Source organism: Cupriavidus sp. USMAHM13 (assembly GCF_001854285.1).
GTDB classification, from domain to species: Bacteria; Pseudomonadota; Gammaproteobacteria; order Burkholderiales; family Burkholderiaceae; genus Cupriavidus; species Cupriavidus malaysiensis.
The window spans coordinates 1,408,330-1,435,023 of record NZ_CP017752.1; the positions used below are offsets into that span (position 1 = coordinate 1,408,330).

The 26,694-nt window shown below is 65.9% G+C and carries 23 protein-coding genes; 11 read left to right on the plus strand and 12 right to left on the minus strand.

Annotated elements, in window-relative coordinates; translation table 11 throughout:
* The first annotated feature begins 279 nt into the window (after positions 1–279).
* Positions 280–1,791, plus strand: a complete 1,512-nt coding sequence (locus BKK81_RS24625) for an MmgE/PrpD family protein (protein ID WP_156811436.1) — start codon at positions 280–282, stop codon at positions 1,789–1,791.
* Between the two features lie 49 nt (positions 1,792–1,840).
* Here BKK81_RS24625 and BKK81_RS24630 read toward each other — a convergent pair whose 3' ends face one another.
* Both BKK81_RS24630 and BKK81_RS24635 read right to left on the minus strand, forming a co-directional pair.
* Complete coding sequence (locus tag BKK81_RS24630; RefSeq protein ID WP_071018490.1) at positions 1,841–2,278, minus strand: hypothetical protein; 438 nt, start codon at positions 2,276–2,278, stop codon at positions 1,841–1,843.
* Between the two features lie 585 nt (positions 2,279–2,863).
* Entirely contained in the window at positions 2,864–4,057 is a 1,194-nt protein-coding gene (locus BKK81_RS24635; protein ID WP_071018492.1) for a serine hydrolase domain-containing protein, read from the minus strand.
* Positions 4,058–4,380: 323 nt separating this feature from the next.
* Between BKK81_RS24635 and BKK81_RS24640 the strand changes: the two genes are divergently transcribed.
* Complete coding sequence (locus BKK81_RS24640) at positions 4,381–5,307, plus strand: LysR family transcriptional regulator (RefSeq protein WP_071018494.1); 927 nt, start codon at positions 4,381–4,383, stop codon at positions 5,305–5,307.
* Between the two features lie 88 nt (positions 5,308–5,395).
* Here the strand turns inward: BKK81_RS24640 and BKK81_RS24645 are convergent, their stop codons facing one another.
* The 7 genes from BKK81_RS24645 to BKK81_RS24675 all read right to left on the minus strand — a co-directional run bounded on the left by BKK81_RS24645 (position 5,396) and on the right by BKK81_RS24675 (position 15,498).
* On the minus strand, positions 5,396–6,415 hold the full coding sequence (locus BKK81_RS24645; protein WP_083384412.1) for a Bug family tripartite tricarboxylate transporter substrate binding protein: 1,020 nt from the start codon (positions 6,413–6,415) through the stop codon (positions 5,396–5,398).
* An 83-nt stretch (positions 6,416–6,498) separates the two neighbouring features.
* A complete protein-coding gene (locus BKK81_RS24650; protein WP_071018498.1) occupies positions 6,499–7,977 on the minus strand; it encodes an FAD-dependent oxidoreductase in 1,479 nt (492 codons plus the stop codon).
* Between the two features lie 22 nt (positions 7,978–7,999).
* Complete coding sequence (locus BKK81_RS24655; protein ID WP_071018500.1) at positions 8,000–9,481, minus strand: aldehyde dehydrogenase; 1,482 nt, start codon at positions 9,479–9,481, stop codon at positions 8,000–8,002.
* 540 nt (positions 9,482–10,021) lie between these two features.
* Positions 10,022–10,927, minus strand: a complete 906-nt coding sequence (locus tag BKK81_RS24660) for a LysR substrate-binding domain-containing protein (protein WP_071018502.1) — start codon at positions 10,925–10,927, stop codon at positions 10,022–10,024.
* A gap of 214 nt (positions 10,928–11,141) precedes the next feature.
* Complete coding sequence (locus BKK81_RS24665) at positions 11,142–12,113, minus strand: LysR family transcriptional regulator (protein ID WP_071018504.1); 972 nt, start codon at positions 12,111–12,113, stop codon at positions 11,142–11,144.
* 231 nt (positions 12,114–12,344) lie between these two features.
* Positions 12,345–15,029, minus strand: a complete 2,685-nt coding sequence (gene aceE / locus BKK81_RS24670; RefSeq protein ID WP_071018506.1) for a pyruvate dehydrogenase (acetyl-transferring), homodimeric type — start codon at positions 15,027–15,029, stop codon at positions 12,345–12,347.
* Positions 15,030–15,213: 184 nt separating this feature from the next.
* Positions 15,214–15,498 carry a hypothetical protein gene (locus BKK81_RS24675; protein ID WP_071018508.1) on the minus strand — a complete coding sequence of 95 codons (285 nt, stop codon included), beginning with the start codon at positions 15,496–15,498 and terminating at the stop codon, positions 15,214–15,216.
* 176 nt (positions 15,499–15,674) lie between these two features.
* Here BKK81_RS24675 and BKK81_RS24680 point away from each other — a divergent pair, with 176 nt between their 5' ends.
* From BKK81_RS24680 to BKK81_RS24695, 4 genes are all read left to right on the plus strand, one after another.
* Positions 15,675–16,334 (plus strand): TetR/AcrR family transcriptional regulator, encoded by a 660-nt coding sequence (locus tag BKK81_RS24680; protein ID WP_071018510.1) that lies wholly within the window; start codon positions 15,675–15,677, stop codon positions 16,332–16,334.
* A 316-nt stretch (positions 16,335–16,650) separates the two neighbouring features.
* On the plus strand, positions 16,651–17,292 hold the full coding sequence (locus BKK81_RS24685) for a hydrolase (protein WP_071018512.1): 642 nt from the start codon (positions 16,651–16,653) through the stop codon (positions 17,290–17,292).
* Positions 17,293–17,725: 433 nt separating this feature from the next.
* Positions 17,726–18,082: an STAS/SEC14 domain-containing protein gene (locus tag BKK81_RS24690; RefSeq protein ID WP_071018514.1), complete on the plus strand. Its 357-nt coding sequence runs from the start codon at positions 17,726–17,728 to the stop codon at positions 18,080–18,082.
* 184 nt (positions 18,083–18,266) lie between these two features.
* On the plus strand, positions 18,267–20,366 hold the full coding sequence (locus tag BKK81_RS24695; protein ID WP_071022228.1) for an acyl-CoA dehydrogenase: 2,100 nt from the start codon (positions 18,267–18,269) through the stop codon (positions 20,364–20,366).
* 95 nt (positions 20,367–20,461) lie between these two features.
* Here BKK81_RS24695 and BKK81_RS24700 read toward each other — a convergent pair whose 3' ends face one another.
* A complete protein-coding gene (locus BKK81_RS24700; protein ID WP_083384752.1) occupies positions 20,462–20,608 on the minus strand; it encodes a DUF3096 domain-containing protein in 147 nt (48 codons plus the stop codon).
* A 117-nt stretch (positions 20,609–20,725) separates the two neighbouring features.
* Complete coding sequence (locus tag BKK81_RS24705; protein WP_071018518.1) at positions 20,726–21,214, minus strand: BON domain-containing protein; 489 nt, start codon at positions 21,212–21,214, stop codon at positions 20,726–20,728.
* Positions 21,215–21,823: 609 nt separating this feature from the next.
* On the opposite strand from BKK81_RS24705, the gene BKK81_RS24710 reads away from it, so the two are divergent.
* The 5 genes from BKK81_RS24710 (at position 21,824) to BKK81_RS24730 (ending at position 25,662) form a co-directional block, all read left to right on the plus strand.
* A complete protein-coding gene (locus BKK81_RS24710) occupies positions 21,824–22,615 on the plus strand; it encodes a COG4705 family protein (RefSeq protein ID WP_071018520.1) in 792 nt (263 codons plus the stop codon).
* A 100-nt stretch (positions 22,616–22,715) separates the two neighbouring features.
* The gene (locus BKK81_RS24715; protein WP_071018522.1) at positions 22,716–23,075 is read left to right on the plus strand and encodes a hypothetical protein; all 360 of its coding nucleotides are present in this window, start codon (positions 22,716–22,718) and stop codon (positions 23,073–23,075) included.
* A 211-nt stretch (positions 23,076–23,286) separates the two neighbouring features.
* Positions 23,287–24,315 carry an SGNH/GDSL hydrolase family protein gene (locus BKK81_RS24720; RefSeq protein WP_071018524.1) on the plus strand — a complete coding sequence of 343 codons (1,029 nt, stop codon included), beginning with the start codon at positions 23,287–23,289 and terminating at the stop codon, positions 24,313–24,315.
* Between the two features lie 369 nt (positions 24,316–24,684).
* Positions 24,685–25,065, plus strand: coding sequence for an OsmC family protein (locus tag BKK81_RS24725; RefSeq protein WP_071018525.1), 381 nt, complete (start codon positions 24,685–24,687; stop codon positions 25,063–25,065).
* Between the two features lie 294 nt (positions 25,066–25,359).
* A complete protein-coding gene (locus BKK81_RS24730; protein WP_071018527.1) occupies positions 25,360–25,662 on the plus strand; it encodes a UBP-type zinc finger domain-containing protein in 303 nt (100 codons plus the stop codon).
* 45 nt (positions 25,663–25,707) lie between these two features.
* Here the strand turns inward: BKK81_RS24730 and BKK81_RS24735 are convergent, their stop codons facing one another.
* Positions 25,708–26,667: an LLM class oxidoreductase gene (locus BKK81_RS24735; RefSeq protein WP_071018529.1), complete on the minus strand. Its 960-nt coding sequence runs from the start codon at positions 26,665–26,667 to the stop codon at positions 25,708–25,710.
* Between the last annotated feature and the right edge of the window lie 27 nt (positions 26,668–26,694).

Here is a 26,694-nt window from a genome sequence, read left to right on the forward strand (position 1 = left end):
AGATGTGAGGCTAGGCACGTGAAGATCTCCTTTCTCTTGGTGTATGCATTTTGGCATATTGCATGGTGTTTTATGCATCCTTGTCTTGAAAAATCAGTCGAATGCATACATGATGTTCGTATTGCGATCCGGTGGGCTCTTCCATGACGGCTGCGGGCGAGCCGGTCGCCTCATCGCAAACGTGATGGGCGTCTCCCGCAGCGACAACCATCGCCGCAGTCGCAGCGCGACCGGCCGATTCACACACAAGAACCAACTCGGAAGACAAGGAGACAGGCAGTGAGACAGGCAACGAGTCACACGTCGGATCGCAGGCGCGGGTTTCTCCTCAGGGCCTTGCCGGCTGCAGCGGCCATCGGCCTCATGGGGGCTGGCGGGCTGGCACGGGGGGCACCGGTTGCGCCGCGTTCCGATGCAGCGCCGCTGGCGCAACGGCTGGCCGAGTACGTGCACGCGCTCGGCGAAGCCGATATCGACGCGGCGACGCTGGAGGCGCTGAAGCTGCGCCTGGTCGACACCTTCGGCTGCGCGCTGGCCGCGCTGGACGAGCCGGTCATTGCCAGGTGCTTCGGCCTGGCCGACGCGAGCGGCCCGGCCGAAGCGGCGCTGATCGGAACGCGCCGCCGGGGCTCGGCGGAACTGGCCGCCTTCGCTAACGGCGCGGCAATCCGGTACTACGACCTCAATGATGGCTACCTGTCCAAGGAGGCGGGCCATCCGAGCGATCACCTCTCGGTGTGCCTGGCCGTGGCCCAGTCTGAAGGCCGCTCGATCACCGACTTCATTGTGTCGGCGATCGCGGCCTACGAGATTGAGTGCCGGCTGTTCGATGCGGCATCGCTCAGCGCGCGCGGCTGGGACAACCCCAGCTATGGTGTGGTGACGGCTGCGTTGACTGCTGGCAAGCTGATGCGGTTACCGGTAGAACAGCTGACACAAGCCGTGAACATCGCGCTGGTGGACCATGTCGCCATGAATCAGACCCGGGTCCAGGTGCTCTCGAACTGGAAGGGGCTCGCCGATGCATCGGCGTCGCGCAGCGGTGTCTTCGCCGCCCGCCTGGCGAGGGAGGGAATCACCGGTCCCAGCCCCATCTTCGAGGGAACGATGGGGTTCAACCGCCTGGTGGCCGGCGCCGGTCTTGAACTGGACACGGCGGGCTTCGGCACCCGGGGCACGGGCTTCCGCATTCATGACGTGCTGGTCAAGCCCTATCCAGCGCAAGGCCACACCATCACCGCCGTAGAGTCCGCGATCCGGCTGTCGAAGAGGATTCCGGATCGCAACCAGATCGAGCGGGTGCTGGTCGCCACAACGCAGTTCGGATACCGATTCACCGGCAGTGAGCGGGAAATGTGGGCCCCGGCGACAAAAGAGTCGGCCGACCACAGCATGCCCTACGTGGTGGCGCGCGCCCTGCTCGATGGAACGATCACCAACGCCAGCTACGCCGAAGCCAATCTGGCGGCCCCGGACGTGCGTGCGCTGATGGCGAAGATCAAGGTGGTCGAGGACCCTGTGCTGACGGCAATGACGCCGCGCAAGATTCCAAACCGGGTGTCGGTCACGCTGAAGTCCGGTGAGACGCTGACCGAGCAGGCGGAGGACCTGTGGGGCTCTTCCCGGTTCCCGCTGACGCGCGCGGGCATCGAGGAGAAGTTCTGGCGCACGGCGGGGTCGGCGATCAGCAGGCCTCACGGTGAGCAGCTCCTCAGCGCCATCTGGTCGCTGGAGAAGGCCACCAGCGTCGACGAGTTGTTTGAGGCCGCCGCCCAGGCGCGGCAGGGCTAAGGTCTGGACTGTGCCGTGAGTGTGCCAGGAAGTCGACTTCAGCAGTCCGTCAGGCGCGTGCATACAAGTAAAAACCAACACTCATCGCGCCCAGGATGCCGATAAGAACAACAGCGCCCACCTTGTGTTGAAGTCTATCAAGACGGGCAAAGACATCCCAGTTGTTGGCCGATGCGGCAGCGTAGCGTTTGAAGACCAAGCCAACGCAAAATACATTCGCTGCCATGGCGACAAGGCCTGAGGCCACTTTGGTGAGCAATAGCGAGCTCGATGCCGCGCTCGGGAGCATGATCCAGCCTGTGACGAGCACAACTATGAACGCCGGGATTTCGACGATGATATCGACGCGCTTGTGAAGGGCTGACAAGAGCAACTCATGCTCCCGGCTTTTGCCCGAAAGTGCCCGCTCAAATAGTGCTTCTGTGAGAACGCAACCAAGCCACACGCCCATGGCTGCGAGATGGATAGGGAGCAAGATCGTTTTCATGAGTTAGGGAAAGACTGATTTAATCAGCACGGCAGTCATCTGGAGCACGCGTTTGGCGACACGGGTGGTTCAGCCCGTCTGGCCTGGCGAATCTGGCGCTCACCAGGAAGCTGTTGTCGGCCTCACAGGGGAGCAATCCATCCTGAGCGCGCACAGCGCGCCAGGAAAGGTGCGAAACGAGAGAAAAATGGCTTGAATCGTCCCTCTCTGCCGCGTTGCGAAAACCGAATTCCCTGGCAAATCCTTGGCTTGTGCAACATCAAGCGCAAGCCTCATGGATCAGCGATTCCTAAGGTTCTTTTCCCTGAAAATCTCTGCCATTCTTGTATTGAATGGCACCGTTTTTCCGGAACTTTAGCGAAGATCGCTTGGCATCTCGCCCTCCTCAAGCAGGGATCATTCAGATGCCGGCGATTCGTTGCGCGTCGATCCTCGGCCACCGCTTCCCACTACGCAAAGCAGGCCCAACCTCAGGGTGCAACCCAGCGACTCGTTCGCATGGTCTTCTTCCGGCCTCCCCATTGCACGCCATTGCGGAGGCTGCATTGCCGCCTTCACGCTGGCTCATCCTCCCCGCTCAGCCGATCACCCATAGATGGCGTTGGCGAGATCATCCGGGAACCGTCCGCCAGGCGACTGGCCTTCCAGGCCGGCATTGGTGAAGGCGACGGCGGTCAGGCCGTTGGCGCGGTCGACGAACCACGAATGCCCGTAGGCGCCGCCCAGTCGCCACGTCCCCGCGGGTTCGGGCGAGTTGGCCGCGGCTGGATTGCGCAGCACCGTGAAGCCGAGGCCGAAGCCGCGGCCCGGCCATGGCAGGAGGTCCATGCCCGGCGCCTGGTCTGTCGCCATGGCCTCGACCTGGGACGCTGACAGCAGCGGCGCGCCGCCCTTGCGCAGGGTTTCGAGGAGGGCGAGCAGATCCTCGGCCGAGCCGATCATGCCCGCGCCGGCCGAGGCAAAGGCATGGCTCTCGAAGGCCCGCCCCAGTGCCATGCGCATGCCTTCCGCCTCCGGGATAAAGGGCAGGCGGACCAGTTCGAGGTCGGCCATGCGGCGGGACGCGCCACCCTCGTTGATATACCCCGCCGCGAGACGGGCGGAGTCGGCCACGGAAAAGCCGGTGTCGGCCAAGCCGAGCGGTGCCGTCACCAGTGCCCGGATCGCCTTGGCAAGCGGCAGGCCGGACGCTTTCTCGATCACGAGCCCGAGCACATCGGTCGCAAGCGAGTAGCTCCACGCGGAGCCGGGCGCGAACAGGAGCGGCACCGTGCCGATACGCCGGACATTTTCTTCCAGCGATACGTCGGCGATGTCCATCCCGTCCGATACGCCGGCGCGATGGTACGGCCCGTCGGCAGGCTCGAAGAAGCCATAGCCCAGGCCCGCGGTATGGGTGAGCAGATGACGGACCGTGATGTCGCACACGCTGCCGTCCGGCGCTGCCGGCCGGAAGTCGGGGAGCCAGGTCGTGACCGGCGCATCGAGACGGATCCGCTCCTGCCCGATCAGTACCATGGCCGCGACCGATGCATAGACCTTCGAGACGGAGGAGAGCCGGAACAGTGTGTGCGGCGCCAGCACACGGCCGGCTTCCCGGTCGGCGAACCCGGCGGCCCGGGAGTAGACCGTCTCGCCATGCCTGGCGATCAGGACGGTGGCGCCGACGACGCGCTGCTCCGCAATGGCGGTGTCGATGACGGAATCGACGCGCTCGGTGAGGCTGGCAAGCGGCAGGGTCGAGGGGAGCGGCAGACGATGGGCCGAAGCGTGCGGCATGGAAAGCTCCAGAGTATTGAGTGGATGGGGTCAGCGCGATCGGGCGGGGCGGAAAGCCGTTCCGGCGCGCCGCGCAGGCAACCGAAAAGGCCCGCACGAACTGGGAAGCCGGCCGCATCCTTCCACGGCTTTGCCTTCGTTGCCGGGCGTTCCTGTTCCTGTCGAAATCGTCATGGTCTGCCTGTTCAGCGCGCCGCTTGCACGCACAGGGATCGCACGTGAAGCGCAGGCGACTACCTTAGGCTAATGGCGAACGCAAGACAATAATGCTAATGTTCAGAACATAGCGGACAAAAAGTCTTAAATCTTCGCGGTATGGAGGTATGGAATCACTCAGCGGGATCGCGTTCTTCGTGCAGGCGGCCGAAACGCGCAGCTTTTCAGTGGCCGGGCGCAATCTTGGCGTGTCGTCCTCCGCCGTCGGCAAAAGCGTGGCGCGGCTGGAAGAACGGCTGGGCGTCCGCTTGCTTCACCGCAGCACGCGCAGCATTACGCTGACCGCCGAAGGCACGCTGTTCCTGGAGCGCTGCCGGCGCATCCTGTGCGAGGTCGAGGCCGCCGAGCTGGAGCTGTCCGAGACGCGCCAGGCCCCGCAAGGGCGGCTGCGCATCAGCCTGCCCTTGGTCGGCAGGCTGGTCATGCCGGTGCTGACCGCCTTCATGCATCGTTATCCGGCCATCGAACTGGACGTGGATTTTTCGGATCGGCTGGTGGATGTCATCGAGGAAGGATTCGATGCCGTCGTGCGCACCGGCGAGCCCACGGACTCGCGCCTGATGTCCCGTCCGCTCGGGACCTACCGCCTGCTGCTGGTCGCGTCGCCCGGCTATCTGTCCCGCCACGGTACGCCGCGGGTGCCCGCCGATCTGGCCGGCCATGCCTGCCTGCAGCACAAGTTCCCCAGCACCGGCAAGTTCGAAGCCTGGCCGCTGAAGCGCAGCCACGCGGCGGCGGCGGACGTGGTGCTGCCGGCGACCATGGTCTGCAACACGTCCGAAGCACTGCTCGATGTGGCCAAGGATGGCCTGGGCATCGCTTGCCTGCCTGATTTCATGGTGAGCAAGGCGCTCGAACTGGGCGAGTTGACCACCGTGCTGGACAAGCACATAGAACACCAAGGCTCCTTCCGCCTGCTCTGGCCCTCCAGCAAGCACCTGGCGCCGAAACTGCGCGTGTTCATCGACTTCATGGCCGAGAGACTCTTCGCGGGCCAGGGCTTCGGCATGCCATCCGACCGCGCCACCCGGTGACTTCGCCCCCGCGCGCCACGCCCCTGACCCGCGCTACGTCGGGCCTGGCGGACCCGCTTGCCGCCTGCCCACGGCCACGGCCACGGCCTCACTCTTCCACACGGATGCGGGCCGCCTTGACCGCCGCGCCCCAGCGCTGATTCTCGGCCTGGACGAACTCGCCGAACTTCCTCGGATCGATCGTGATCGGCGTATATCCCATGTCGGCCAGGCGCGCGCGGAAGTCGGCCTGGCCGGTGACGCGCGCCACCTGTGCCTGGATGGCGTCGACCACGGCCTGCGGCGTGCCGGGCGGGGCGAGAATGCCGAACCACGTATCGGCATCGACGGCATAGCCGCTTTCCGCGAGGGTGGGGATATCCTTGATCGACGGGAACCGTTCCGGTGATCCCAGCGCGTAGAGACGCAGCTTGGTCTTGTTGGCGACCGCCAGCGGCGTCGGGATGAAGGCGTAGTCGACCTGTCCTCCCATCACGGCTGTCATGACCGGCGCGGCGCCGCCAAAGGGAACCTCGAGCATCGTGCCGATATGCGCTTTCGTCTTCAGGATCTCCATGCCCATCTGCGCCATGCTGCCCGGGCCCCAGTGCCCGTACGAGACAGGGCCGTTCTTCGCCTTGGCGACGATGTCCTGCACGGTCCGGGTTTCCGCGTCGGGCCTGCCGGCGAGGACGAATCCCATCTTTGCCACCGGGGCCACGGGGCGGAAGTTGTTGGGCTGGAACTGCACGACCTTCGGGTGAATGTACGGGGCGACCGATATGAAGTCGGCGGCGGCGAAGAGCAGGGTGTAGCCATCAGGCGGTGCGCGATAGACGAGGTTCGCACCGATCACGCCGTTCGCGCCGGGGCGGTTCTCCACGATGAGCGGCTGGCCGAGGCCGTTCTCGATACCTGCCACCACCAGCCGGGCCAGGACATCCGTGCCTCCGCCGGGGGCGTAAGGAACGATCAGGCGGATGGGCCTGCCCGGGGTCCAGCCACCTTGCGCCCGGGAAGGCTGGATACTACCGAACGTCATGGCAAGGGCGATAGCGAGGGCGGCCACTTGCGTGCCTGCCCCGACGACGCGCGAGAGGCGCCGCGCCTGGGTTGCGTTGGTCATCATTGTCTCCTGCTACGTTCCGTAGCTTCCTGTTCTTTGGCGGCCGCATCCTGGGCGACCGCATCTCCTGCGGCCGCGGGGGCTTGTCAACGTTCCTGGTGTCTTCCCGCCTGTGCCGCGGCATGCTCGCCGGCCAGCTTGCCGAACACGGCGCCCCGCATCACCGAGGTCGCCCCGGTGTAGACCTGGTAGTACAGGCCGGCAGCTTCGCCGGCCGCATAGAGCCCTGGAATCGCCTTGCCGTCGGTATCCACCACCTGGGCGTGGCGATTGACCTTGATGCCGCCGAAGGTAAAACAGATGCCCGGCATGATCGGGTAGGCGTAGTACGGGGCCGTATCGACCGGCCGTGCCCAGTTGGACTTGGGCGGATGGATGCCGGAAGTGCAGAGATGATCGACTTCGAGCGGACGGAACTCGCCCGGCCGGCATGCGGCATTGAAGGACTGCACCGTCTTCTCCAGACCCTCCGGCGCAATGCCGCATTTCGCGGCCAGTTCCGCGATGCTCTCGCCTCGCAGGGGCGGCTGGTCGGTGCGGATGCCTTTCCTCCAGTTCGGCACGTCGTCGATCCGTCCGTCGAAGATCACGAATGCGATCCCGCCGGGCTGGTCCTTGAAGGCCCGGGAGATATGGTCGTAGTGAACATCGACCGGTCCCGGTGCTTCATCGGTGAAGCGCTGGCCGAGCTTGTTGACGAGGATTCCATAGGGAAAGTTCATGACCAGCGCCTCGACCTGGGCCGAGCGGGGGTCCAGCGGTTCGGCGTGAAAGGAACTGAAGTCGCCGGCAGGCGCTGCGCCGAGGGCCAGCGCCATGCGGATGCCTTCGCCCTTGTTGTAATAGCCGCCGCGAGCCACGGGACGGATGTAGCGTGCCGCCGGGCCAAGGTATTGCGCCAGCATCTCCGGATTTCCCTCGAAGCCGCCCGATGCGATCACGACATGGCGTCCCCGCAGCGCGAAGGCATTGCCACCGCCGTCCACCAGGCCGAGCCGCAGATTGCCGCTGGCATCCCGGCGTGCCAGACGGCTGGCCGTGGTTTCGTAGAAGAACCGCACGCCAAGATCGGAGGCGTGGGCATGCAACGCTTCGATCATGGCCAGTCCTCCGCCTACCGGCATCAGGCGGGGGGCCGCGGCGGTGACGAAGTAAGTGGGCAGCGCATCGAAGCGGATACCGAAGGACTTGAGCCACTGCACGGTCGGCCCGGCCTGGCTCGAAAGCGTCGACAGCAATTCGGGATCCGGCATGCCATGAGCCTTGACTTGGGGTGGCCAGTCCTCGTAGGGAGCGGCCATGCTGCGAATGACATCGGGGTCGAGATTGTCGCCCGCGTTCGCGCTGAGCAACTCGTCGAAATCGTCGCTGACCTCGGTATCGCTCTTCATGCGGAAGTAGGCCTCGGTCCAGCGGGTATTGCCACCGGATTCCTCGCGCGTGGCGCGCTCGATGACAGCGACGCTGACGCCACGGCCGGCCGCGGCAACGGCTGCCGAGAGGCCGGAGATGCCGCAGCCGATCACGATCACGTCGAAGCTGTCGGCACTGTGCGCAGTGCTCATGATGTGTCTCCTCGCGGTGGGGTCAGTATTTGCGGATGAACGGGTCCGGCATTTCCAGGTCCGTGGAGATCCACACGCTCTTGGTCTCCATGAACTCCTTCACGGCCTCCATGCCGCCTTCGCGACCGAGTCCGCTGTCCTTGTAGCCGCCGAACGGCGTGGTGAAGCTGGTGGAGCGATAGTTGTTGATCCAGACCGTGCCCGCTTGCAGCCGCTCGGACATGTACATGGTCCGGTGCAGGCTCTTGGTCCATACACCCGCGGCCAGGCCGAAGCGGATGTCGTTGGCGATGCGCAGCGCATCGTCCTCATCCTTGAACTTCAGCACCGACAGCACGGGGCCGAACACCTCCTCCTGCGCGATGCGCATCTCGTTCGAGACATTGGTGAAGATGGTGGGCTCGACGAACTGGCCGGCGCCGAATCCGGGGCCGCTGCGGACATTGCCGCCAAAGGCGCAAGTCGCGCCTTCCTCCTTGGCAATGCGGATATAGTCGACCACCTTGTCGAACTGCGGACGCGTGGCGACCGGTCCCATCTGCACGTCCGGGCGGGATGGGTCGCCCAGCCTGGCCTTGCCGGCGATCGCGATCAGGCGATCGACGAACGCGTCGTGGATGCTCTCCTGCAGCAGCAGCCGGGAACCGGCCATGCAGGTCTGGCCGCCGGCGGAAAAGATGCCCGTGATGACGCCATTCGCCGCATTGGTCAGGTCGGCGTCGTCGAACACGATATTGGGGGACTTGCCGCCAAGCTCGAGCGTGACCTTCTTGAAATGCGCGGCGGCCGCCATGTTGACGCGCCGGCCACCCTCGTCACCGCCGGTGAAGGCAATCATGGGAACCAGGGGATGTTCCACCAGCGGCTCGCCGACATCCTTGCCGAAGCCGGTCACCACGTTGAACACGCCCGGCGGGAACCCCGCCTGCACAAAGAGCTTGGCCAGTTCCAGCAGCGAAACGGAGGTGTGTTCCGACGGCTTGGCGACGATCGTGTTGCCGGCGCACAAGGCGGGCGCCACCTTCCAGGCAGTCAGGAGGAGAGAAGAGTTCCACGGGGTGATGGTGCCGATGACGCCGACCGGCTCCATGCGGGTGTAATTGAAGACCTTCGGCTTGTCCATCGGAATGACGGCGCCCTGGATCTTGTCCGCCATGCCGGCGTAGTAGTAGAAATACTTGGCGACGTAACCCACCTGGCCGCGGACCTCGCTGCGCAGCTTGCCGTTATCGCGTGCTTCGACTTCGGTGAGCAGCTCCAGGTTCTCTTCGATCAGGCCGGCGAGCTTGTAGAGCAGCATGCCTCGCGCGGTGGGCGAAAGCCTGGACCATGGCCCCTTCATGGCGGCGGCCGCGGCCTGGGCCGCACGGTCGACGTCTTCCCGTGTCCCCCGTGGGATCCGTGCCCAAGGCTCGCCGGAGTACGGGTCGAGCGAATCGAACCATTCGCCCTGGACAGGGTCGACCCATTCATTGTTGATCAGGAGTTGGTAATGCGATGGCATGCAAAGTGTCCTCTGTGATTGGCAGGAAGCCCGGTGGATGTGTCGAGATGTGTCGTTTCCTGCGTGTCGATTCTGGTGATCGCGCTTGCCGCTGGCAAACGAAAAGAACTCCAGAGAAGATGAGGTTTTGTCATGAACTTTCCGAGGCAGTCCGCAGGCGGAGGGGAATTGCCCGGGCCGCCGCCTGCGCGGGCACGCTCCGGCCGCCCCGTGCTGCCACGCAGGCGCGCACGGCACGGGTGCGAGGCGGTGGTCGGCATCGTGCTCGCGCAAGGTCGGCGCCGGCGCGGCATTCGAGACGCGGGAGCCGGACAGGCCTGTCCGGCGGGGGATAGAGCGGAAGTCTTGAGCGATGCCGCGCGGCAGCAAGGCATCGACCGGTGGGCGGCGTAGACGGTGGGCGGCGTAGATAGTGGAAGCGTCGGCGGACAGACCCGGACTACGCCGGCCAGCGCTGCATTGGCGCCGGGGAAAGGAGGGGCCGGCGCGAGGATGGCGTCCGCAGGCGGGGCGCTTGCGGACGACAGGCTCGGCGCTGCGCTATGTCAGCCGGGCATGGAAGCCGGACTCGATGCCGACCACCCAGTCCCGAAACACCCGCACCAGTTCAGAGTCCTTCTTGCGCTCGGGATAGACCAGGCAATAGCGCTTTTCATGCTTGAGCGAAAGATCGAAGGGAACGATCAGGTCGTTGCGCTGGATTTCATCCTGCACATAGACGCGCGGCACCAGCCCGGCGCCCAAGCCGGCACGGGCCGCCTCGATCACCATCCCATACAGCTCGAAATGCATGCCCGGCACCGGCGTGAAGTCGGCCACCCCGGCCGCTTCGAACCAGTGCTTCCAGGCTTCCGGCCGCGTGGCCTTATGCAGCAGCGGCATGCGGGCCAGGTCAGCCGGCGCGGCGAGCAGCAGGGCGTCGAAATAGCGTGGGCTGACGATCGGCACCAACTCTTCGTCGAACAGGTCCACCTTGACCACATTGGTCCAGGAGGGATGATCGAAATTCAGGGCCGCATCGAAGTTCGTCTCGTCAAAACCGAACGGCAACGGCCGCTCGGAGAGATTCAGGATGATGTCGGGGTGGCGCTCGCGGAAGTCTCTCAGGCGCGGCAGCAACCAGCGATTGGCGAAGGTGGGGATCACGGCAAGCTCCAGCACACCCCCCACGCCCTTATGAGACATCAGCGCGGCGGTATGCGCTTCGATGTCGGACAGGTTGCGCGCGATGTTCTTGAGGTAAAGCCGCCCGGCATCGTTCAGGACGACCTGCTTGCGCACGCGCGTGAACAGCTTGACGCCAAGATAGGTCTCCAGCGAAGCGATCTGCCTGCTGACCGCGCTTTCCGTCAGGCAGACTTCGCTCGCGGCACGCGCAAAGCTGCCCTGCCTGGCAGCGGCTTCGAACACCGCGAGCGCAATCGTACTAGGGATTTTGCGTCTCATAGAGCATATGTTTTCTGGCGTGCGCGAATCGCATCGGTCGCAGATTATGGCGCAATGGCGGAAGACGGCGCTTCGAGGAGGCGGAAGCAGGGCAGTCCCCGATATACCCGGGTCACCGGGCGCGGCCGGCGGCCCGAGCCCAGGCGGTTGGTACCGATGGCCGGTCGATGGCGAGCCAGTCACCGGCGCGGGCCGGACTTCTTGGCCTGGCCGTTCAGCCTTGTCGGCGCCGGAGCGTCGATTCCGGCTCCGGCACGGCGGACCCGGCTCCGGCTTCCGTTTCCCACGGTGGCGGCGACATCGCCTGTTGCAGGTATTGCACCAGCGTGCGGATCTTTCTTGAGGTGAAGGGGGTACGCGGATAAACGGCGAAGATGCCGTCGTCGAGCAGTGTCTCGTGCGGCAGGACGTGGATCAGGCGGCCCGCCGCCAGGTCGGCGGCGACGATGAACAAGGGCAGTGCCGCGAGGCCGTGGCCGGCGAGTGCCGCGTCGCGCAGTACTTCGCCATTGTTCGCGGTGAATGTGCCACGCGCAGTGATTGCCCTGCGCGTGGCCTGCGGTGTGGTGTCCTGGAACGCCCAGACCTGGCCGGGCGGCGAGTTGCTGTAGCTGAGGCAGGCGTGCCGGGCAATGTCGCCGATGCTGGCCGGCAGGCCCGCGCGTGCGGCATAGGCGGGGCTGCAGCATACGACGCGCCGGCTCACTGCCAGCCTGCGCGCGATCAGTGCGCTGTCGCCCAGCCGTGTGATGCGGATGGCGACGTCGGCACGCTCATGGCCGATGTCGACTACTCGATCGTCGAGATCCATCACGACGTGCAAGCGCGGGTAGGCGCTGGCAAACTCGGCGATCAATGGCGACAGCCAGAGCGTGCCGAAGCTCATCGGCGCCAGGATCCGCAGTTCGCCGCACAGTTGTTGCGACGTCTCCGAGATGCTCTCCGCGGCGTGGGTCAGCTGCGTCATCGCGGCACGGGCCTGATCGTAGAAATGCTGGCCACTTTCGGTGGCTTGTACACGGCGCGTGGAGCGCTGCAGCAATGTGACGCCAAGGCTGCGCTCGAGGTCGTTGATGCGTTTGCTGACGACCGACTTCGATAGCGACATGCGGCGTGCGGCACCGCTGACGCTGCCCAGTTCCACCACCAGCAGGTAGGCTTCGATCTCCTCGGTCCTGAGTTGCATATTGGCTTTGCGCATTCGTCGTGACAGGAGATTGAACGGTAGTGCAAAAGAGCGGTGCTTGCGTGCTTGTCCACATGCGGCAACCTGCCGCCCGACCCGTTGCGCTATGGCGCGGCGATCGCGGATCTCTGTTGCGCTGCGGCAAAGCGATCGCTTGGGCCGGCCGGCCCCCGTGCGGCGCCCCGGAACGCGGCCTTGGGGAGGGGCAGCGGAGGTGTCGCCGGCCGCGGCTCATCCATGCAGCGGATTGCGCTTCTCCGGGTCGATACCGTACCTGGTGATGGCGTCCCGCAGCACGCTTCGTTCCAGCGAGCCTTCGTCTACCAGCGCCTTCAGTGCCGCCAGCGTGATCCAGCGGCGGTCCACTTCGAAGAAGTCGCGCAGTTTTTCGCGGGTGTCCGAGCGGCCGTAGCCGTCGGTGCCCAGCACGGTGTAGGCACGCGGCACGAAGGGTCGGATCTGTTCGGCCAGCAAGCGCACGTAGTCGGTAGCGGCGATGACCGGGCCGCGGGTTTGGGCCAGGCAACGTTCCACATGCGATTGCCGCGGCGCTTGGTCGGGGTGCAGCAGGTTCCAGCGCACCACGTCGTTGCCGTCGCGAGCCAGTTCGGTGAAGCTCGGGCAGGCCCACAGGTCGGCCTGGACGCCCCAGTCCTGTTCCAGCAGGTCAGCCGCGGCGATGGCCTCACGCAAGATCGTGCCCGCACCGAGCAACTGCACGCGCGCTCCCTGGCCATCGCCAGCGCGGCGGAACGCGTACATGCCTTTCAGGATGTCCTGCTCCGCTCCTTCCGGCATCGCCGGATGCTCGTAGTTTTCGTTCATCACGGTGATGTAGTAGTAGACGTCCTCCTGTTCCTGCAGCATGCGGCGCAGGCCGTCCTGGATGATCACCGCCAGTTCATAGGCAAAGGTGGGGTCATAGGAGATGCAGTTGGGGATGGCGCTGCCCCACACCAGGCTGTGGCCATCTTCATGCTGCAGGCCCTCGCCATTGAGCGTGGTGCGGCCCGCCGTGCCGCCCAGCAGGAAGCCGCGGGCGCGCTGGTCGCCGGCAGCCCAGGCGAGGTCGCCGAAGCGCTGGAAGCCGAAGATCGAATAGAAGATGAAGAAGGGAATCATCGGCTCGCCGTGCGTGCTGTACGACGTGGCAGCGGCGATCCATTCGGCCATGGCGCCCGCTTCGTTGATGCCTTCCTGGAGGATCTGGCCGTCCTTCGATTCCTTGTAGAAGCTCAGCTGCGAGGCATCCTGCGGCGTGTAGGTCTGCCCCTGCTGCGACCAGATGCCGATCTGCCGGAACAGCCCTTCCATGCCGAAGGTGCGCGATTCGTCCGAGACGATCGGCACGATGCGGCGGCCGAGCACTTTGTCGCGCAGCAGACCATTGAGGATGCGCACGAAGCTCATCGCGGTAGAGAACTCACGGCCCTCGCCGCTGGCCTTGAGCTGGGTGTCGAATGCCGAGAGCGGCGGCACCGGCAACGAGGGTCCCGTGCGGCGGCGCGAGGGCAGGTAGCCGCCCAGCGCCTGCCGGCATTCGTGCAGATAGGCGTGCTCGCGCGAGCCTTCCTCGAATTTCAGGTAGCTGAGATCCGCCAACTGCTCGTCGCTCAGCGGCAGGCGGAAGCGCTCGCGGAAGCGCGCCAGCGTTTCCACGCGCATGTGCTTCTGCTGGTGGGTGATGTTCTGGGCCTCTCCGGCCTCGCCCATGCCGTAACCCTTGATGGTCTTGGCCAGGATCACGGTGGGCTGGCCGGTGTGGCTGGCCGCGGCCAGGTAGGCCGCGTAGACCTTGTGCGGATCGTGGCCGCCACGGTTGAGCAGCCAGATGTCGTCGTCGGACCAATCCGCCACCAGCGCCTTGAGCGCGGGCGTGTTGAAGAAATGCTCGCGCACATAGGCGCCGTCCTTGGACTTGAAGGTCTGGTAGTCGCCATCCACGCATGCCATCATCCGCTGCGCGAGGATGCCTTCCTTGTCGCGCGCGAGCAGCGCGTCCCACTTGCTGCCCCACACCACCTTGATCACGTTCCAGCCGGCTCCGCGGAATTCCGCTTCGAGTTCCTGGATGATCTTCCCGTTGCCGCGCACCGGGCCGTCCAGGCGCTGCAGGTTGCAGTTGATGACGAAGACCAGGTTGTCGAGCCGCTCGCGCCCGGCCATGCCCAGCGCGCCGCGCGACTCGGGTTCGTCCATCTCGCCGTCGCCGCAGAACACCCACACCTTTCGTGCATGGTGGTCGCCGAAGCCGCGGTCCTGCAGGTACTTCATGAAGTGGGCCTGGTAGATGCCCATGATCGGGCCAAGACCCATCGACACGGTCGGGAACTGCCAGAAATCCGGCATCAACCAGGGATGCGGGTAGGAGGAGATGCCTTGGCCGCCGACTTCCTGCCGGAAGTTGTCCATCTGCGCCTCGCTGAGCCGGCCTTCCAGGAAAGCGCGGGCGTAGAAGCCCGGCGCCGAGTGTCCCTGGAAGAACACCAGGTCGCCGCCGTGCCGCCCGGAGGGCGCGTGCCAGAAGTGGTTGAAGCCGACTTCGTACAAGGTGGCCGCCGAGGCGAAGCTGGCGATATGGCCGCCTACGTTGGTGTCACGCCCCGCGCGCAGCACCATGGCGATGGCGTTCCAGCGGATATAGGAGCGGATGCGATGCTCCAGTTCGTGGTCGCCAGGGCTGCGCGCCTGGCGTTCGACCGGAATCGTGTTCAGGTAAGCCGTGTTGGCGCTGAATGGCAGGTAGATGCCGGCCTCATGGGCGCGCCGGATCAATTGCTCGATGAGGAAGTGCGCGCGCTCCGGGCCTTCATGGGCCATGACGCCTTCCAGGGCATCCAGCCATTCCTGGGTTTCCTGTGCATCGATGTCGTTGTCGTTGTCGTTCGAGGACGAAATAGGCATCACGGGCAACATGATGGTCTCCTGTTGGCCCGACATGGGCAAGGGTGCGGACAAGGCCGCGATGAAGGGGAGCGACGCACGGGGACACTAGCACCGGGGCGCTGGGCGGGTAAGGCGCGCCGTGGCGAATATCGTGTGCGGCATCGGGGCACACCGTCACGCAGGGGAATGCGCCGTGCGTGACGGCGAGGCGCTGTCAGGCGCCGTCGGTGAACGCATCGACGGGTTTCGCGGCGCCGTCGGCGTAGGGTGCGGTGCTGCGTACCGCGCCGTCGGTAAAGGGATCGGTCTTGCGCAAGGCAAGTGCGCGGAACTGTTCATCGGCCAAGGGCTGCGGCGTGCCGCGCGCGGCGAGTGGTTGGATAGGAGCGGGCGCTTCACTGCGAGCACCATCGATGAACGGGTCGGTCTTGCGGGGGGCGGCTTGTGCGCCGGCGGCGACGATCAGCAAGGCGGCGGTGGCCAGACAGGCGGTCTTCAAGATTTCATCTCCTTCATTCAGGTGAGGCAGGCCGCGGCGTTGGGCGGGTAGCGCGGTGCCGGCAGCGATCTCAATATAGCACAAACCGTACGGTATGGTACGCTTTGTTGAGGGCGGTTGCCTTTGGTAGACTGCGCCGTCCATCCCATCCGTTCCGGAACCGTCCTGTGAAATCTATGCCATCGCCGACGCAGAAACCGCCCGCCTCCGCGGACAAGCCCGCCGTGCGCATCACGCGCCGCGGCGAAGCCAAGCGTGCGGCGATCCTGGAAACTGCCGCCGGGATGTTCCTGGCCAACGGCTACGATGGCGTCAGCGTGGATGAAATCGTCAAGGCCTGCGGTGGCTCGAAGACCAATGTCTACAGCTATTTCGGCGGCAAGGACGGCCTCTTCGTCGCGGTGGTCGAGGCGCTGTGCGACCGCTTCCTCGAGAAGGTCGAGCAGATGGAACCGTCATGCAACAGTACGGCCCAAGGGCTGCACGTGCTCGCACGGGGTTTCCTCGAGTCATTGCTGCAGGACAGCCACCTGGCGTTCCTGCGGTTGATCATTGCTGAAGCGCGCCGCTTTCCCGAGATCGGGCAGGTCTGGTACACGCGCGGACCGCTGGCTACCTGCCAGTTCATCGCCGCCTACCTGGCGCGGCAACAGGCTGCCGGTACGAAACTGAACACCACGCCCGAAGTGGCGGCGCAGCATTTCCACAGCATGGTCATTGCCGGTGTCCTGCATCGCACGCTCGCCACCGGACAGCGCCCTGGCGAGGCGCAGATCGACGCACTGATTGCATCCGCCATCGACCTGATCGTGGCAAGGCCGGGGGCCGCAGGCTGAGCGGCCGGTGTCCTGATTCTGGAGTCGGTTGACTCACCCGGTCTGTCGAGAAGCCAGGCGAGGCCGGGAACGAAGCATCGCGAGGCCCATCGACGAGGCCGGATTCAGGGCAGGCTGGATAGGGGGAGCCGCCAGCCGCGGCGCTGCTACGCATCGTTCGGCAGCGTCGAACAGCAAGTTCTGCCGCTCGCTATCACGCTGGCGGGCGGTCCTCACTTATGCTGCAAGGGCTCGCCGCAACCGGGAACCGGTCATTGACCAGCGGTGCGACGCGCACCGCAAAGCGAGCGTCTGCCCATTTTTCCAGGAGACCACCATGGCCAGCGAACCCATCCGCGATCCTCTCAAGGACCATCTGCTCACGCCGCAGAATGCAGCCTTCGTCGTCATCGACTACCAGCCGGTGCAGGTGAACTCGATCGCCTCGATGGATCGGCAATTGCTCGTCAATAACATCGTCGGTACCGCGCAGGCAGCGCTTGCCTACAAACTGCCGATCGTGCACTCGACGGTGAACGTCAAGACCGGCCTGAACAAGCCGCCGATCCCGCAACTCGCCAAGGTGCTGAAGGACCATCCGACCTACGACCGGACCAGCATCAATTCATGGGAGGACGTGGAGTTCCGCGCAGCGGTGAAGGCGACGGGCCGCAAGAAGCTCATCATGACGGCGCTGTGGACCGAGGCCTGCCTGACGTTCCCGGCACTGGATGCGCTGGCGGAGGGCTACGAAGTCTATGTCGTGGTCGACGCGGTCGGCGGCACCTCGCTGGCCGCGCACGAGGCGGCGCTGCGCCGCATCGAGCAAGCCGGCGGCAAGATGATCAGCGTGGCGCAGCTGTTCTGCGAACTGCAGCGCGACTGGTCGCGCAGCGAGACCGTGCCGGCTTTCATCAACCTGTTCATCGAAACCGGCGGCACGGCTGGCATCCAGTTCTCGTACGACCGCAATGAGTAGGTGTGGCTGACGGGTTCTACCTGCCCGTCGGGGGTGGTCGGAATGGCGCGTTCCTGGATGCGCCATGGCGGTCCACCCCCCTCCGCCCGGGGCGCATCGGCCCGCCCCAGCCATTGCCACTACCTGGTTTGGAGCAGGGCTGTGCAATTCTCTGATTCGTCAGTGACCTTCAGTGACCTTCAGTGACCGGCACCCCGTTGATCTGAGACGAGACCGCAGGCAGCCTCTTTTGTCTCTCCCACGCCTCATCGTCAACCGATCATGGCAATCTCGTCCCGCGGCTGGCGGATTCCATTCGGACGAGCCAGCGCCCCCTTGTGATCCGGGCCCGATGAAAAGGCGTACCATCAAAGCGTGATCGAACGCCGGCTCTGTCCGTGCCTGAGCGTGTCACGTCTTTCATGTCACGTCTTTCCAGCCAGGGGGTTCCGTCATGATCCTCTACCACACCGACCCCGATTCCCCGGTCGTCGAAATATCGGTCGAAGGCAAGGTCACCGACCAGGACCTGCGCGACGCGATCGAGCGCATGCGCGGGGATCTCGAACTGCATGGCAAGACCCGCGTGCTCGAGCGCATCGAGCATTTCACCGGCATTGAACCCAAGGCCTTGTGGACCGACCTGACGCTCGGCGTTCCGCTGGCGCGCAGGATCACGCGCGCCGCCGTGGTGGCCGACGCGGGATGGATCCACGCTTCGATGCATCTGGCGCGGTTCTTCACCAAGGCAGAAGTCAAGACGTTCCACATCGACGAACTGGAGCAGGCGCGGGCCTGGATCCATGCCTGAGCGCCGCCCGGCGCATCGCGCATCGTGCTGGTGCTGGTGCTGGTGCTGCCCCTGACGGGCGCGAGGAAATCGGCCTAGGCCGGCCGCCGCGCGCCTGGCGGGAACCGGCGCGGCGCAGGGCGTGCCACCGAATCCCCCGACCTGGCACACGCCGATGCTGTCATCCTTGCTCGGACGGCTCCTGATGGCCGCGTTCACCGAGGCCTTGCCGAAGATCGGCGAGACGGAACGGGCCGCGCTGGAGTCCGGTACGGTCGGGTTTGAAGGCTGCCTGTTTGCGGGCAAAGCCGATTTCGCCAGGCTGGCGGCGATCCCGGCCGAGCGCTTGGATGAGGAGGAGCGGGTCTTCCTCGAAGAGCAGGTGGCCGAACTGTGCGGCATGCTCGACGACTTCGCCATCGACGAGGCGCACGACCTGCCGGCTGAAGTCTGGAGCTACCTGCGCAGGCATCGCTTCTTCGGCATGATCATCCCGCGCGCCTACGGCGGACTCGAGTTCAGCCATGCCGCCCATGCCGCCGTCGTCACGCGCATCGCAAGCGTCAACCTGGCCGCGGCGGTGACCGTGATGGTGCCGAATTCGCTCGGGCCCGCCGAATTGCTGCTGCGCTACGGCACCGAGGCTCAGAAAGCGCATTACCTGCCACGCCTGGCGCGCAGCGAGGATCTGCCGTGCTTTGCGTTGACCTCTCCCTATGCGGGCTCGGACGCGGCGGCGATCCCCGATGTCGGGGTACTGACGCAGCGTGAATGGAACGGTGCCATGACCCCGGGCTTCGCGCTGACCTTCTCCAAGCGCTACATCACACTGGCACCGGTTGCCACGGTCGTCGGCCTTGCCTTCAACGCCATCGATCCGGCCAGGCCCGCGGGCTCGCAGGAGCTGGGCATCACCTGTGCGCTGATCCCGGTGCCGCATCCGGGCCTGCGCATCGGCGCACGCCACAGGCCGATGAACGGGGCCTTCATGAACGGACCTGTGCAGGGCGAAGACGTGTTCATTCCGCTCGACTGGGTCATCGGCGGCAAGCAGAACATCGGCAAGGGGTGGCGCATGCTGATGGAGTGCCTGGCCACCGGCCGCGGGATATCGTTGCCTGCCCTCAGCGTGGCGCTGCAGCAGACATCGCTGTATGTGGCCAACGGCTACGCGCGACTGCGCAATCAGTTCGGCCTGTCCATCCACCGCTTCCCCAACATCGCCACGCCGTTGGCGCAGATGGCCGCCGAGCTCTATGCCACCGATGCCGCGCGACGGCTGACCACCTGCGTCCTCGACCAGGGCGAGCGGCCGAGCGTAGCCAGCGCCATCGTGAAATACCATTCGACCGAAGCGGCGCGCCGAGCGCTCAACCACGGCATGGACATCCTCGCCGGCAAGGCCATCTGCGCCGGCCCGTCCAACCTGCTGTCGATCGCCTATCGCCATGCGCCGATCGCCATCACCGTCGAAGGGGCGAACATCCTCACCCGCGCGCTGATCATCTTCGGGCAGGGGGCGGTGCGTTGCCATCCCTATCTGCTGAGGGAAATCCAGGCAGTCGAGCAGCGCGACGCCAGTGCCCTCGGCGAAGCCCTGCTCGGGCATTGCGGCCAAGTGCTGCACTGCCTGCGCGGCATTCTTCTCCAGGCGCCGCTGCTGGGCCAGGTCCCTCGGGGTTTCGAGCGCGAGGCACGCACGATTACCCGGCTCGCCGCCAGCTTTGCCTTCACCACGGACGTTTGCGTCGGGATCCTGGGTGGCAAGCTCAAGCGTCTCGAATTGCTGTCGACGCGTCTGGGCGATGCGCTGTCGCATCTCTATATGGCATGTGCCTGCTTGTGGCGATACGCCGGGCAGCCGGATGCGGGACTCGCGCCGGTCGTGCATGGCGCTGTCCGGCAGCAGATCTGGCTCGCCAGTGCAGCCCTGCATGCGCTGTATGGCAATGTCTCCAATCCGGCGCTGAGGGTGGCCGGCATGGTCGCGCTGGGGGGACTCCGGCCGATTCGGCGCTTGCGTGACGCGGAAACCCTGGCGATTGCCGAGGCACTTGACGATCCGCTCGTCATCGGCCGGCTTTGCCCGGATATGGGTCTGCCCCGTGCGGGGGGCCTCCGTGACTTGCATGATCTGCTGTCACTGGCGCAGGAGATCGGCGAAGAGGAGAGCCAGCGGCTGGCCGGCGCCATCCGCCAGTCCAAGGCGCTGGAGGAAATCGCCGCGACGTCAGCCGCACCGCAGGCGCTGGCCTTCCTGCGTGCGCTCGACAAGGTGATCCAGGTGGACAGCTTCCCGGAATAGAAGGTCAAGGCGTCAATGCGCGCCAAGGCATCGACGCCGACGCGGCCTGCGACCGCTCCCTGACCGTGTCGCCAGGACGCGGTACGTGCCTGCACTCAACGCACATGCCCGCCGAACAATCCCAGGCAGCCGATGACGATCAGGTAGATGGCGACGATGTAGTTGAGCAGGCGCGGAATCAGCAGGATCAGGATCCCAGCGATCAGCGAGATAAGTGGGCCAGCGCTGGTGATGAGGTGCACGATGACTCCTTCGAGGCGGGCGATGGGTCGCATCGCTCCGGCCCTCCCGCGCGGGGCGCGGGGGACGGGCCGGGCGGCGCGTCGGCTGCGTCGGCTGCGTCGGCTGCGTCAGCTGCGTCAGCGTGAGGAGATCTTCAAGGTGTCGTGGACGGAGTTCACGCCCTTCACGCTGCGGATCGTCTCGAGCGCGCGATCGTGTTGCTCCTTGCTCGGCACGTTGCCGCTGACATTGACCACGCCGTCCCTGGTCTTGACGTGGATGCCGGTGGACTTCAGGTCCTTGGTGGTCAGCAGCTTGGCCTTGACCTTGGTGGTGATGGTGCTGTCGCTCAGTTTCTCCTTAGCCTTGTCTGAACTCATGGCCGGGGTTGCGGGCTGTTGCGTGTCACGCTCGCCCTGCATGCGGCCGGACTGGGCAGGCGCCGCAGGGTTGGCCGGCGCGGTGGCCGGCGCCGTTGTCGAGTAGTCGTCCGCGGCTGTGCGCACGATGCCGCCGCTATCCAGTGCCAGCACGGTACCCGTGGCCGCTGCCAGCGCTGCTGCCAGGCAGGTCTTGCGGAACGCACGGGTGTGCGAGGTCGTTCGGGTCGTTCGGGTCTTGCGCATGGTCTCTCCTTTGAGGATGGCATGGAGGATTCGTCGCCGCCGCGTCCGCTCCAGGCGACGCGGCAAAGGCCGCACGATCCCTATCCCACCTATCCCATCTATCCCATCTATCCCGCATGCCGCGCCAGCGCTTGCCGCTTGATGAGAACGGCGCGTTGCCGCGACACGGCATCAGGTGTTGGAACGCTCATCGGCCCTGGGTCTTTCCTGCAGTCCATCACAACTGCCGCTTCTTCATCTCATCGCGCCGCTGGTATTGACACACCGCGTTTCACGTGGCTGTGCTTTCGTTCTAGGATGGGGCCGTCGATACGGATGTCGGACGATCTCCTATTCTGCGAAACGATGGCCGGCTCAACCGCTCGATGTGAGCCCGGGACGCCCCAGGCAAAGACCCGGCGTGGCGCTTGCTCCCTTTCAGGCGGATCCAGGCGCGCCAGGCGGATCCAGCAGGTGCGAGCGGATCGGACCACCGGTTACAAACCGTCACAACGCTGGCTGAACCCTCGCCACGCACGGCATCGAACAGGGAAAGGAACTGCCCGCATCGGCTGCATTCCCATCCGCGCGCATCCGTGCGCGGCAAGGCGGCAGCAAAGGACCCTACCTATGCGTTCCAATCCCCGAAGTCCCCTCGAAGACGCTGTCAGCAAGGTGCCGGCGATCACGTTCGGCTTCTGGATCATCAAGATTGCAGCGACCACGCTTGGTGAAACCAGCGGCGACTGGGTGACGATGTCGCTCAAGCTCGGTTATCTCGTCGGCTCCCTGATCTTCCTTGCCGGCTTCCTCGTGCTGGTCTCGGCCCAGATCCGTGCGAGCCGGTTCTACCCGGTGCTGTACTGGGCCACGATCGTCGCCACGACGACGCTTGGCACGACGCTGGCCGACTTCTGCGACCGCTCGCTCGGCGTCGGCTATCCGGGCGGGGTCTCCATCGTCGCCACGCTGCTGGTCGCGAGCCTGGCGGTCTGGTACCGCGTCGAGGGCACGGTTTCCGTCGGGAGCGTCGTCAGCGCGCGCGCGGAATGGTTCTACTGGATCACCATCATGTTCTCGCAGACGCTCGGAACCGCACTCGGCGATTGGGTGGCCGGCGAGGACCGGGGCGGCCTCGGGCTCGGCTATGAAGTCGGCGCGGCGATCTTCTCTGGCGGGCTTCTCATCACGGCCTTGCTCCGGCTCTGGCCGAGGATCTCGCGCACCGCGCTCTTCTGGGTCGCATTCGTGCTCACGCGTCCGCTTGGCGCGACCCTCGGCGACCTGCTCGACAAGCCTGTCGCGCAAGGCGGCCTGCACTTCAGCCGCTTCTATGCGTCGGGTGTCCTGGTTGCCTTCATTGCAGGCTGCATCCTGCTGCTCCCGCAGCGTGCGGCATCCCGGGTGAACTCGGCGATGTAGGACAAGGACCGACAGGCCTTTCAGCCTGCGCCGCAGGCAGCCGGCAGGTTCGCCGCCATAGAGTGGAAGTACTCGATGGCTTTCCCAATGGGGGTGGATCATGCTCCGATGCTACGCGACCTGTTTCTCCCTCGGCATCCTCGCCATGGCGGCCTCGGCCGTCACGCTGGCGCATGAGTCCGCGGACGAGCGGAGTGCCCTGGCCTATGTCGAGCCGGCGCCGCCGGCGGTCTATGGGCAGGCGCCCACTGTCGTGGAGGAGCCGAATGTGGTCATCGGCTGGCATGGCGACCGCTATTGGGACGGTCGCCGGTGGTGGGCACGCGAAGAGTGGAACCGTCGCCATCCGCAAGGCAGGGCGTTTCATCATGATGACCACCGAGATGACTACCGCCATGACCGCCGTGACGACCGCCGTGACGACCGCCGCGACGACCACCGCGACGATCGCCGTGGCTAGCGTGTGCGCGGGAACGCTCGCGGCCGAGGCCGCCTCCGCCGGTCACGATCTCCGCCTGCCAATGCCACCGCGTGCTGCCTACAATGAAAGTCGACGGGCAACCCGCGTCCGGTCCCGGACTCGCTGCTCGCCCACCGAAGGGAAGGTGCCCCCGGAGGCACCGGCCTGATGTTCGTGGCCGCCTGCGGCCGATTTCCACGGTGGAGGAGCGATGCAAGGAAGCCATCACAAGGTACGGGGCGCCATGCTTGCCACGGTGCTTTCACTGCTTGCTGCATGTGGCGGTGGCGGTGGCGGCGGTGGGGGAGGGGGCTCGAATGGCGCCGCTGCCCCGGCGGGCGGCATTCACCTGCAGATCGTCTCGTTCGGCGACAGCCTGTCGGATGTCGGCACCTATGCGCCGCTCGCCAGCGCCGTCGGCGGAGGGCGCTTCACGACCAATCCGGGCCAGGTCTGGACCCAGGACGTCGCCCAATACTATGGCGACACGCTCACCGCGGCATTCACGATCAGCGCGGCACATCAGTTGAGCGCGCACGGCGGCTTCGGCTATGCGGAGGGCGGCGCCACGGTGGCAACGGCGGCCAATCTGTACGATTTCCTGACCGATGTGATCGGCAATGTCGAAATGCCGGTCACGCAACAGGTCTCGTCCTACCTGAACACGCACGGCCGCTTCGACTCCAGTCAACTGGTGCTGGTCTTCGCCGGCGCGAACGACGTGCTGCGCGCCGGAGCCTTGCCGGCCGCGGCACAGACCGTGCAGACCGCGGCAAGTACCCTGGCCCAGGTGGTCGCGCAGATCGTCCAGAATGGCGCCACGCATGTGGTCGTGGTCAATGTCCCGAATATCGGACTGGCGCCCAAAGGGCTTGCGGCGGCCGACGGCGGGGCAACCCTGACACAGCTGTCGCAGATCTTCAACGACAGACTGAACTCGGCGCTGCAGGCCGACGGCGTGCAGGGCAAGGTCATCCAGATCGATTCCTACACATGGGAGAACCAGGTCATCGCGAACTTCAAGGCGGATGGCTTCCTGGTGTCGAACACCAGCGTCGCCTGCGACCCGGCGAAGACGCCCGATAACACGGCCCTGCTGTGCTCGCCGCCCACCTACGTGACGGCCAATGCCGATCAGACCTATATGTTCGCCGACGACCTTCACCCGACGACACGGCTGCATGCGCTGTTCGCCCAGTTCGTGGAGCAGCAGATCGCGGCGAGCGGTCTTGGCCACTGAGCCGGCGGGCGGGGCGACCCGCAAGCTGCATCGCGGGGTCCGCGCCCATCCGGCCTGACCTCGCGGCCTCGATGACGTCGGGCGCATGGACCTGCGGGCAGGCCCTGCCGCTTCCAAGCCGGCAGACAGGTGTCGACTATGCCTGCACCATGGTCCACAAGGCCCCGCACCGCCACGCCGCAGCGCGCTACCGTACATTCCGGACGCCGTGCCCTGCAAGGTGGGCGCAGGGCCGGCAGGACGCGGGTTTGCCGGTGCATACCAAAGGTTTACTGGTGTCACCGTCGTTTTGCGAGGATGCCGGAGGCGGGCTGGCGGTGAGCGGGCCCTATTCCATGCTTCGCCACATCATCCCGAGGAGCCGGTACCATGACCCACGGCAGCGCCCATATCGAATCGACGCCCTATCGCACGGACATCGTCGTGGGCGGACACGCCATCACGGCGGACGAGCCGCCCGCGCTGGGCGGCAAAGGCGCGGGCCCTGCACCCTATGACCTGTTGCTGGCCAGCCTCGGCGCCTGCACGGCGATCACCCTCAAGATGTATGCCGAACGCAAGGGCTGGTCCTTCGCGTCGCTCGATGTCTCGCTGCGCATCGTGGGCAGCGAGGAGCGCCGCATCGAACGGACGCTGGCGATACAGGGGCTGGACGACGGCCAGAAGGCGCGCCTGGCGGAGATCGCCGAGCGCACGCCTGTGACGCTGACGCTGAAGTCCGGCTTGCCGATCGATACCCGCCTCGCGTAGCGCGGAGCCGCAGCATGCCAACCGCCCGGGGATTCCACGGCGGCGGCTGCGCTGGACGATGCGCCCGCCGGGCGCCGTTGACCATGGGAGCAGGTCCATGACCCAGCCGCACGCAGATGACGCCGGGGGCGCAGGCACCAGATGTTCCCCGTCCTGGCGGCCGCCCAGGCTCGAGACCGGCATGCCCGGGGTCTTCGCCATCGGTGACGTCCGCGCCGGCTCGACCAAGCGCGTCGCGGCGGCGGTCGGCGATGGGGCCCACGCTTACCTCAGCAGCCTGAACAAGGAGTCAGCATGAACTCATGCCAGCACACCGACGGGATACTCGATGTCGTGCCCAGCGCACGGGGATGCGAAGAATGCCTGAGGATCGGCAGCGCGTGGGTGCACCTCCGCCTGTGCCGGACCTGCGGCCACGTCGGCTGCTGCGACAGCTCGCCGCACAAGCATGCCCGCGCGCATTTCGAAGCGACCGGGCACGCCATCATCGAGGGCTACGATCCCCCGGAGGGCTGGGGATGGTGCTACATCGACCGGCAGGAAGTCGATCTGCCGAACCAGACACCGCAACGCGGGCCTATCCCACGCTTTGTCTGAGACCGACTGCCGGCTTGCGCCGGCGGCTGCCGCGCTGCCATCCATTCAAGCGCTGGGATAGCGCGGAAGCACGAACTCGGCCAGTTCCTCCAGGACCTCCCCGGCCGGCCGCGTGCTGTGGCGCAGGTTGAAAGCCACGTGGTTCGCGCCATGCCTGGCCAGGGCGTCGAGCTCTTCCAGCAGGCGGTGGCGGCCGAGCCGATAGCCGAGGAAGATCGGCGACGGCGCGGCGTCCGGGTCGTCGGCCAGGTCGATGAACATGGACGTGGCGAAGGGACGGAAGGCCCCGTGGGCCTGGGTCTCGACCGCGCTGCGCCACATGTCGATCCTCGGCTTCTGGGCTTCGATGGGGCGGAAATAGGTGACCCAGCCGTCGAGATTGCGCGCGATCCACTGCAGCGTCTGCTGCGCGCTGCCGACCGCCAGCATGGGCAGGTAGCGTCCGCTCGCCTTGGGCAGCAGGTCGAGGCCGTCCAGGGTGCCGAAGCTGCCGGACAGCCGCGGGAAGTCTTCCGCGGTGCTGCGCCGGATCACTTCGACGGATTCCCGGTAGGCCGCGCCGCGCGCTTCGTGCGAGAGATGGAAGGCGGGATACTCGGCGGGGCGGTCGCCCGAGGCCGCGCCCAGCACGAAGCGCCCCCCGCTGACGACGTCGACCGAGGCGGCGGCCTTCGCCGTGTGCAGCGGATGGCGCAGCGGCAGCACGATCCCGGCCGCACTGAGGGCGATGTCGCGCGTCACCGTCGCCAGCTGGCCGAGCCAGACCCAGGGGTCGTAGATCTGGCCGGCGTCATTGAACTGCGGATCGAACAGCGGCACGTCGCGGACCCATAGCGTGGCGAAACCGAGGCGGTCGGCGCGCGCGGCGAGGTCGAGCTGCCCGCGCATGTCGGGGATGCCGTTCTCCAAGGGGGCCAGCGGCAGCATCAGGCCGAGGGTCAGGCGGTCCGGCTGGAACATCCTGGCAAAGCCGCGGTGTTGTCCGGATGGCGATGGTGTGCGCACGGTGGTGCTCCTTCTTCCCAGGGGGAC

Coding starts and splice junctions, on each gene's coding strand:
- BKK81_RS24650 (WP_071018498.1), bottom strand. CDS start 7,977: ATGAGCACTGCGCACAGTGCCGACAGCTTCGACGTGATCGTGATCGGC.
- BKK81_RS24665 (WP_071018504.1), bottom strand. CDS start 12,113: ATGCAACTCAGGACCGAGGAGATCGAAGCCTACCTGCTGGTGGTGGAA.
- BKK81_RS24680 (WP_071018510.1), top strand. CDS start 15,675: ATGCCATCGCCGACGCAGAAACCGCCCGCCTCCGCGGACAAGCCCGCC.
- BKK81_RS24640 (WP_071018494.1), top strand. CDS start 4,381: ATGGAATCACTCAGCGGGATCGCGTTCTTCGTGCAGGCGGCCGAAACG.
- BKK81_RS24695 (WP_071022228.1), top strand. CDS start 18,267: ATGGCCGCGTTCACCGAGGCCTTGCCGAAGATCGGCGAGACGGAACGG.
- BKK81_RS24720 (WP_071018524.1), top strand. CDS start 23,287: ATGCAAGGAAGCCATCACAAGGTACGGGGCGCCATGCTTGCCACGGTG.
- BKK81_RS24645 (WP_083384412.1), bottom strand. CDS start 6,415: ATGATGACCAACGCAACCCAGGCGCGGCGCCTCTCGCGCGTCGTCGGG.
- BKK81_RS24655 (WP_071018500.1), bottom strand. CDS start 9,481: ATGCCATCGCATTACCAACTCCTGATCAACAATGAATGGGTCGACCCT.
- BKK81_RS24690 (WP_071018514.1), top strand. CDS start 17,726: ATGATCCTCTACCACACCGACCCCGATTCCCCGGTCGTCGAAATATCG.
- BKK81_RS24730 (WP_071018527.1), top strand. CDS start 25,360: ATGAACTCATGCCAGCACACCGACGGGATACTCGATGTCGTGCCCAGC.
- aceE (WP_071018506.1), bottom strand. CDS start 15,029: ATGTTGCCCGTGATGCCTATTTCGTCCTCGAACGACAACGACAACGAC.
- BKK81_RS24710 (WP_071018520.1), top strand. CDS start 21,824: ATGCGTTCCAATCCCCGAAGTCCCCTCGAAGACGCTGTCAGCAAGGTG.
- BKK81_RS24635 (WP_071018492.1), bottom strand. CDS start 4,057: ATGCCGCACGCTTCGGCCCATCGTCTGCCGCTCCCCTCGACCCTGCCG.
- BKK81_RS24685 (WP_071018512.1), top strand. CDS start 16,651: ATGGCCAGCGAACCCATCCGCGATCCTCTCAAGGACCATCTGCTCACG.
- BKK81_RS24715 (WP_071018522.1), top strand. CDS start 22,716: ATGCTCCGATGCTACGCGACCTGTTTCTCCCTCGGCATCCTCGCCATG.
- BKK81_RS24660 (WP_071018502.1), bottom strand. CDS start 10,927: ATGAGACGCAAAATCCCTAGTACGATTGCGCTCGCGGTGTTCGAAGCC.
- BKK81_RS24725 (WP_071018525.1), top strand. CDS start 24,685: ATGACCCACGGCAGCGCCCATATCGAATCGACGCCCTATCGCACGGAC.
- BKK81_RS24705 (WP_071018518.1), bottom strand. CDS start 21,214: ATGCGCAAGACCCGAACGACCCGAACGACCTCGCACACCCGTGCGTTC.
- BKK81_RS24630 (WP_071018490.1), bottom strand. CDS start 2,278: ATGAAAACGATCTTGCTCCCTATCCATCTCGCAGCCATGGGCGTGTGG.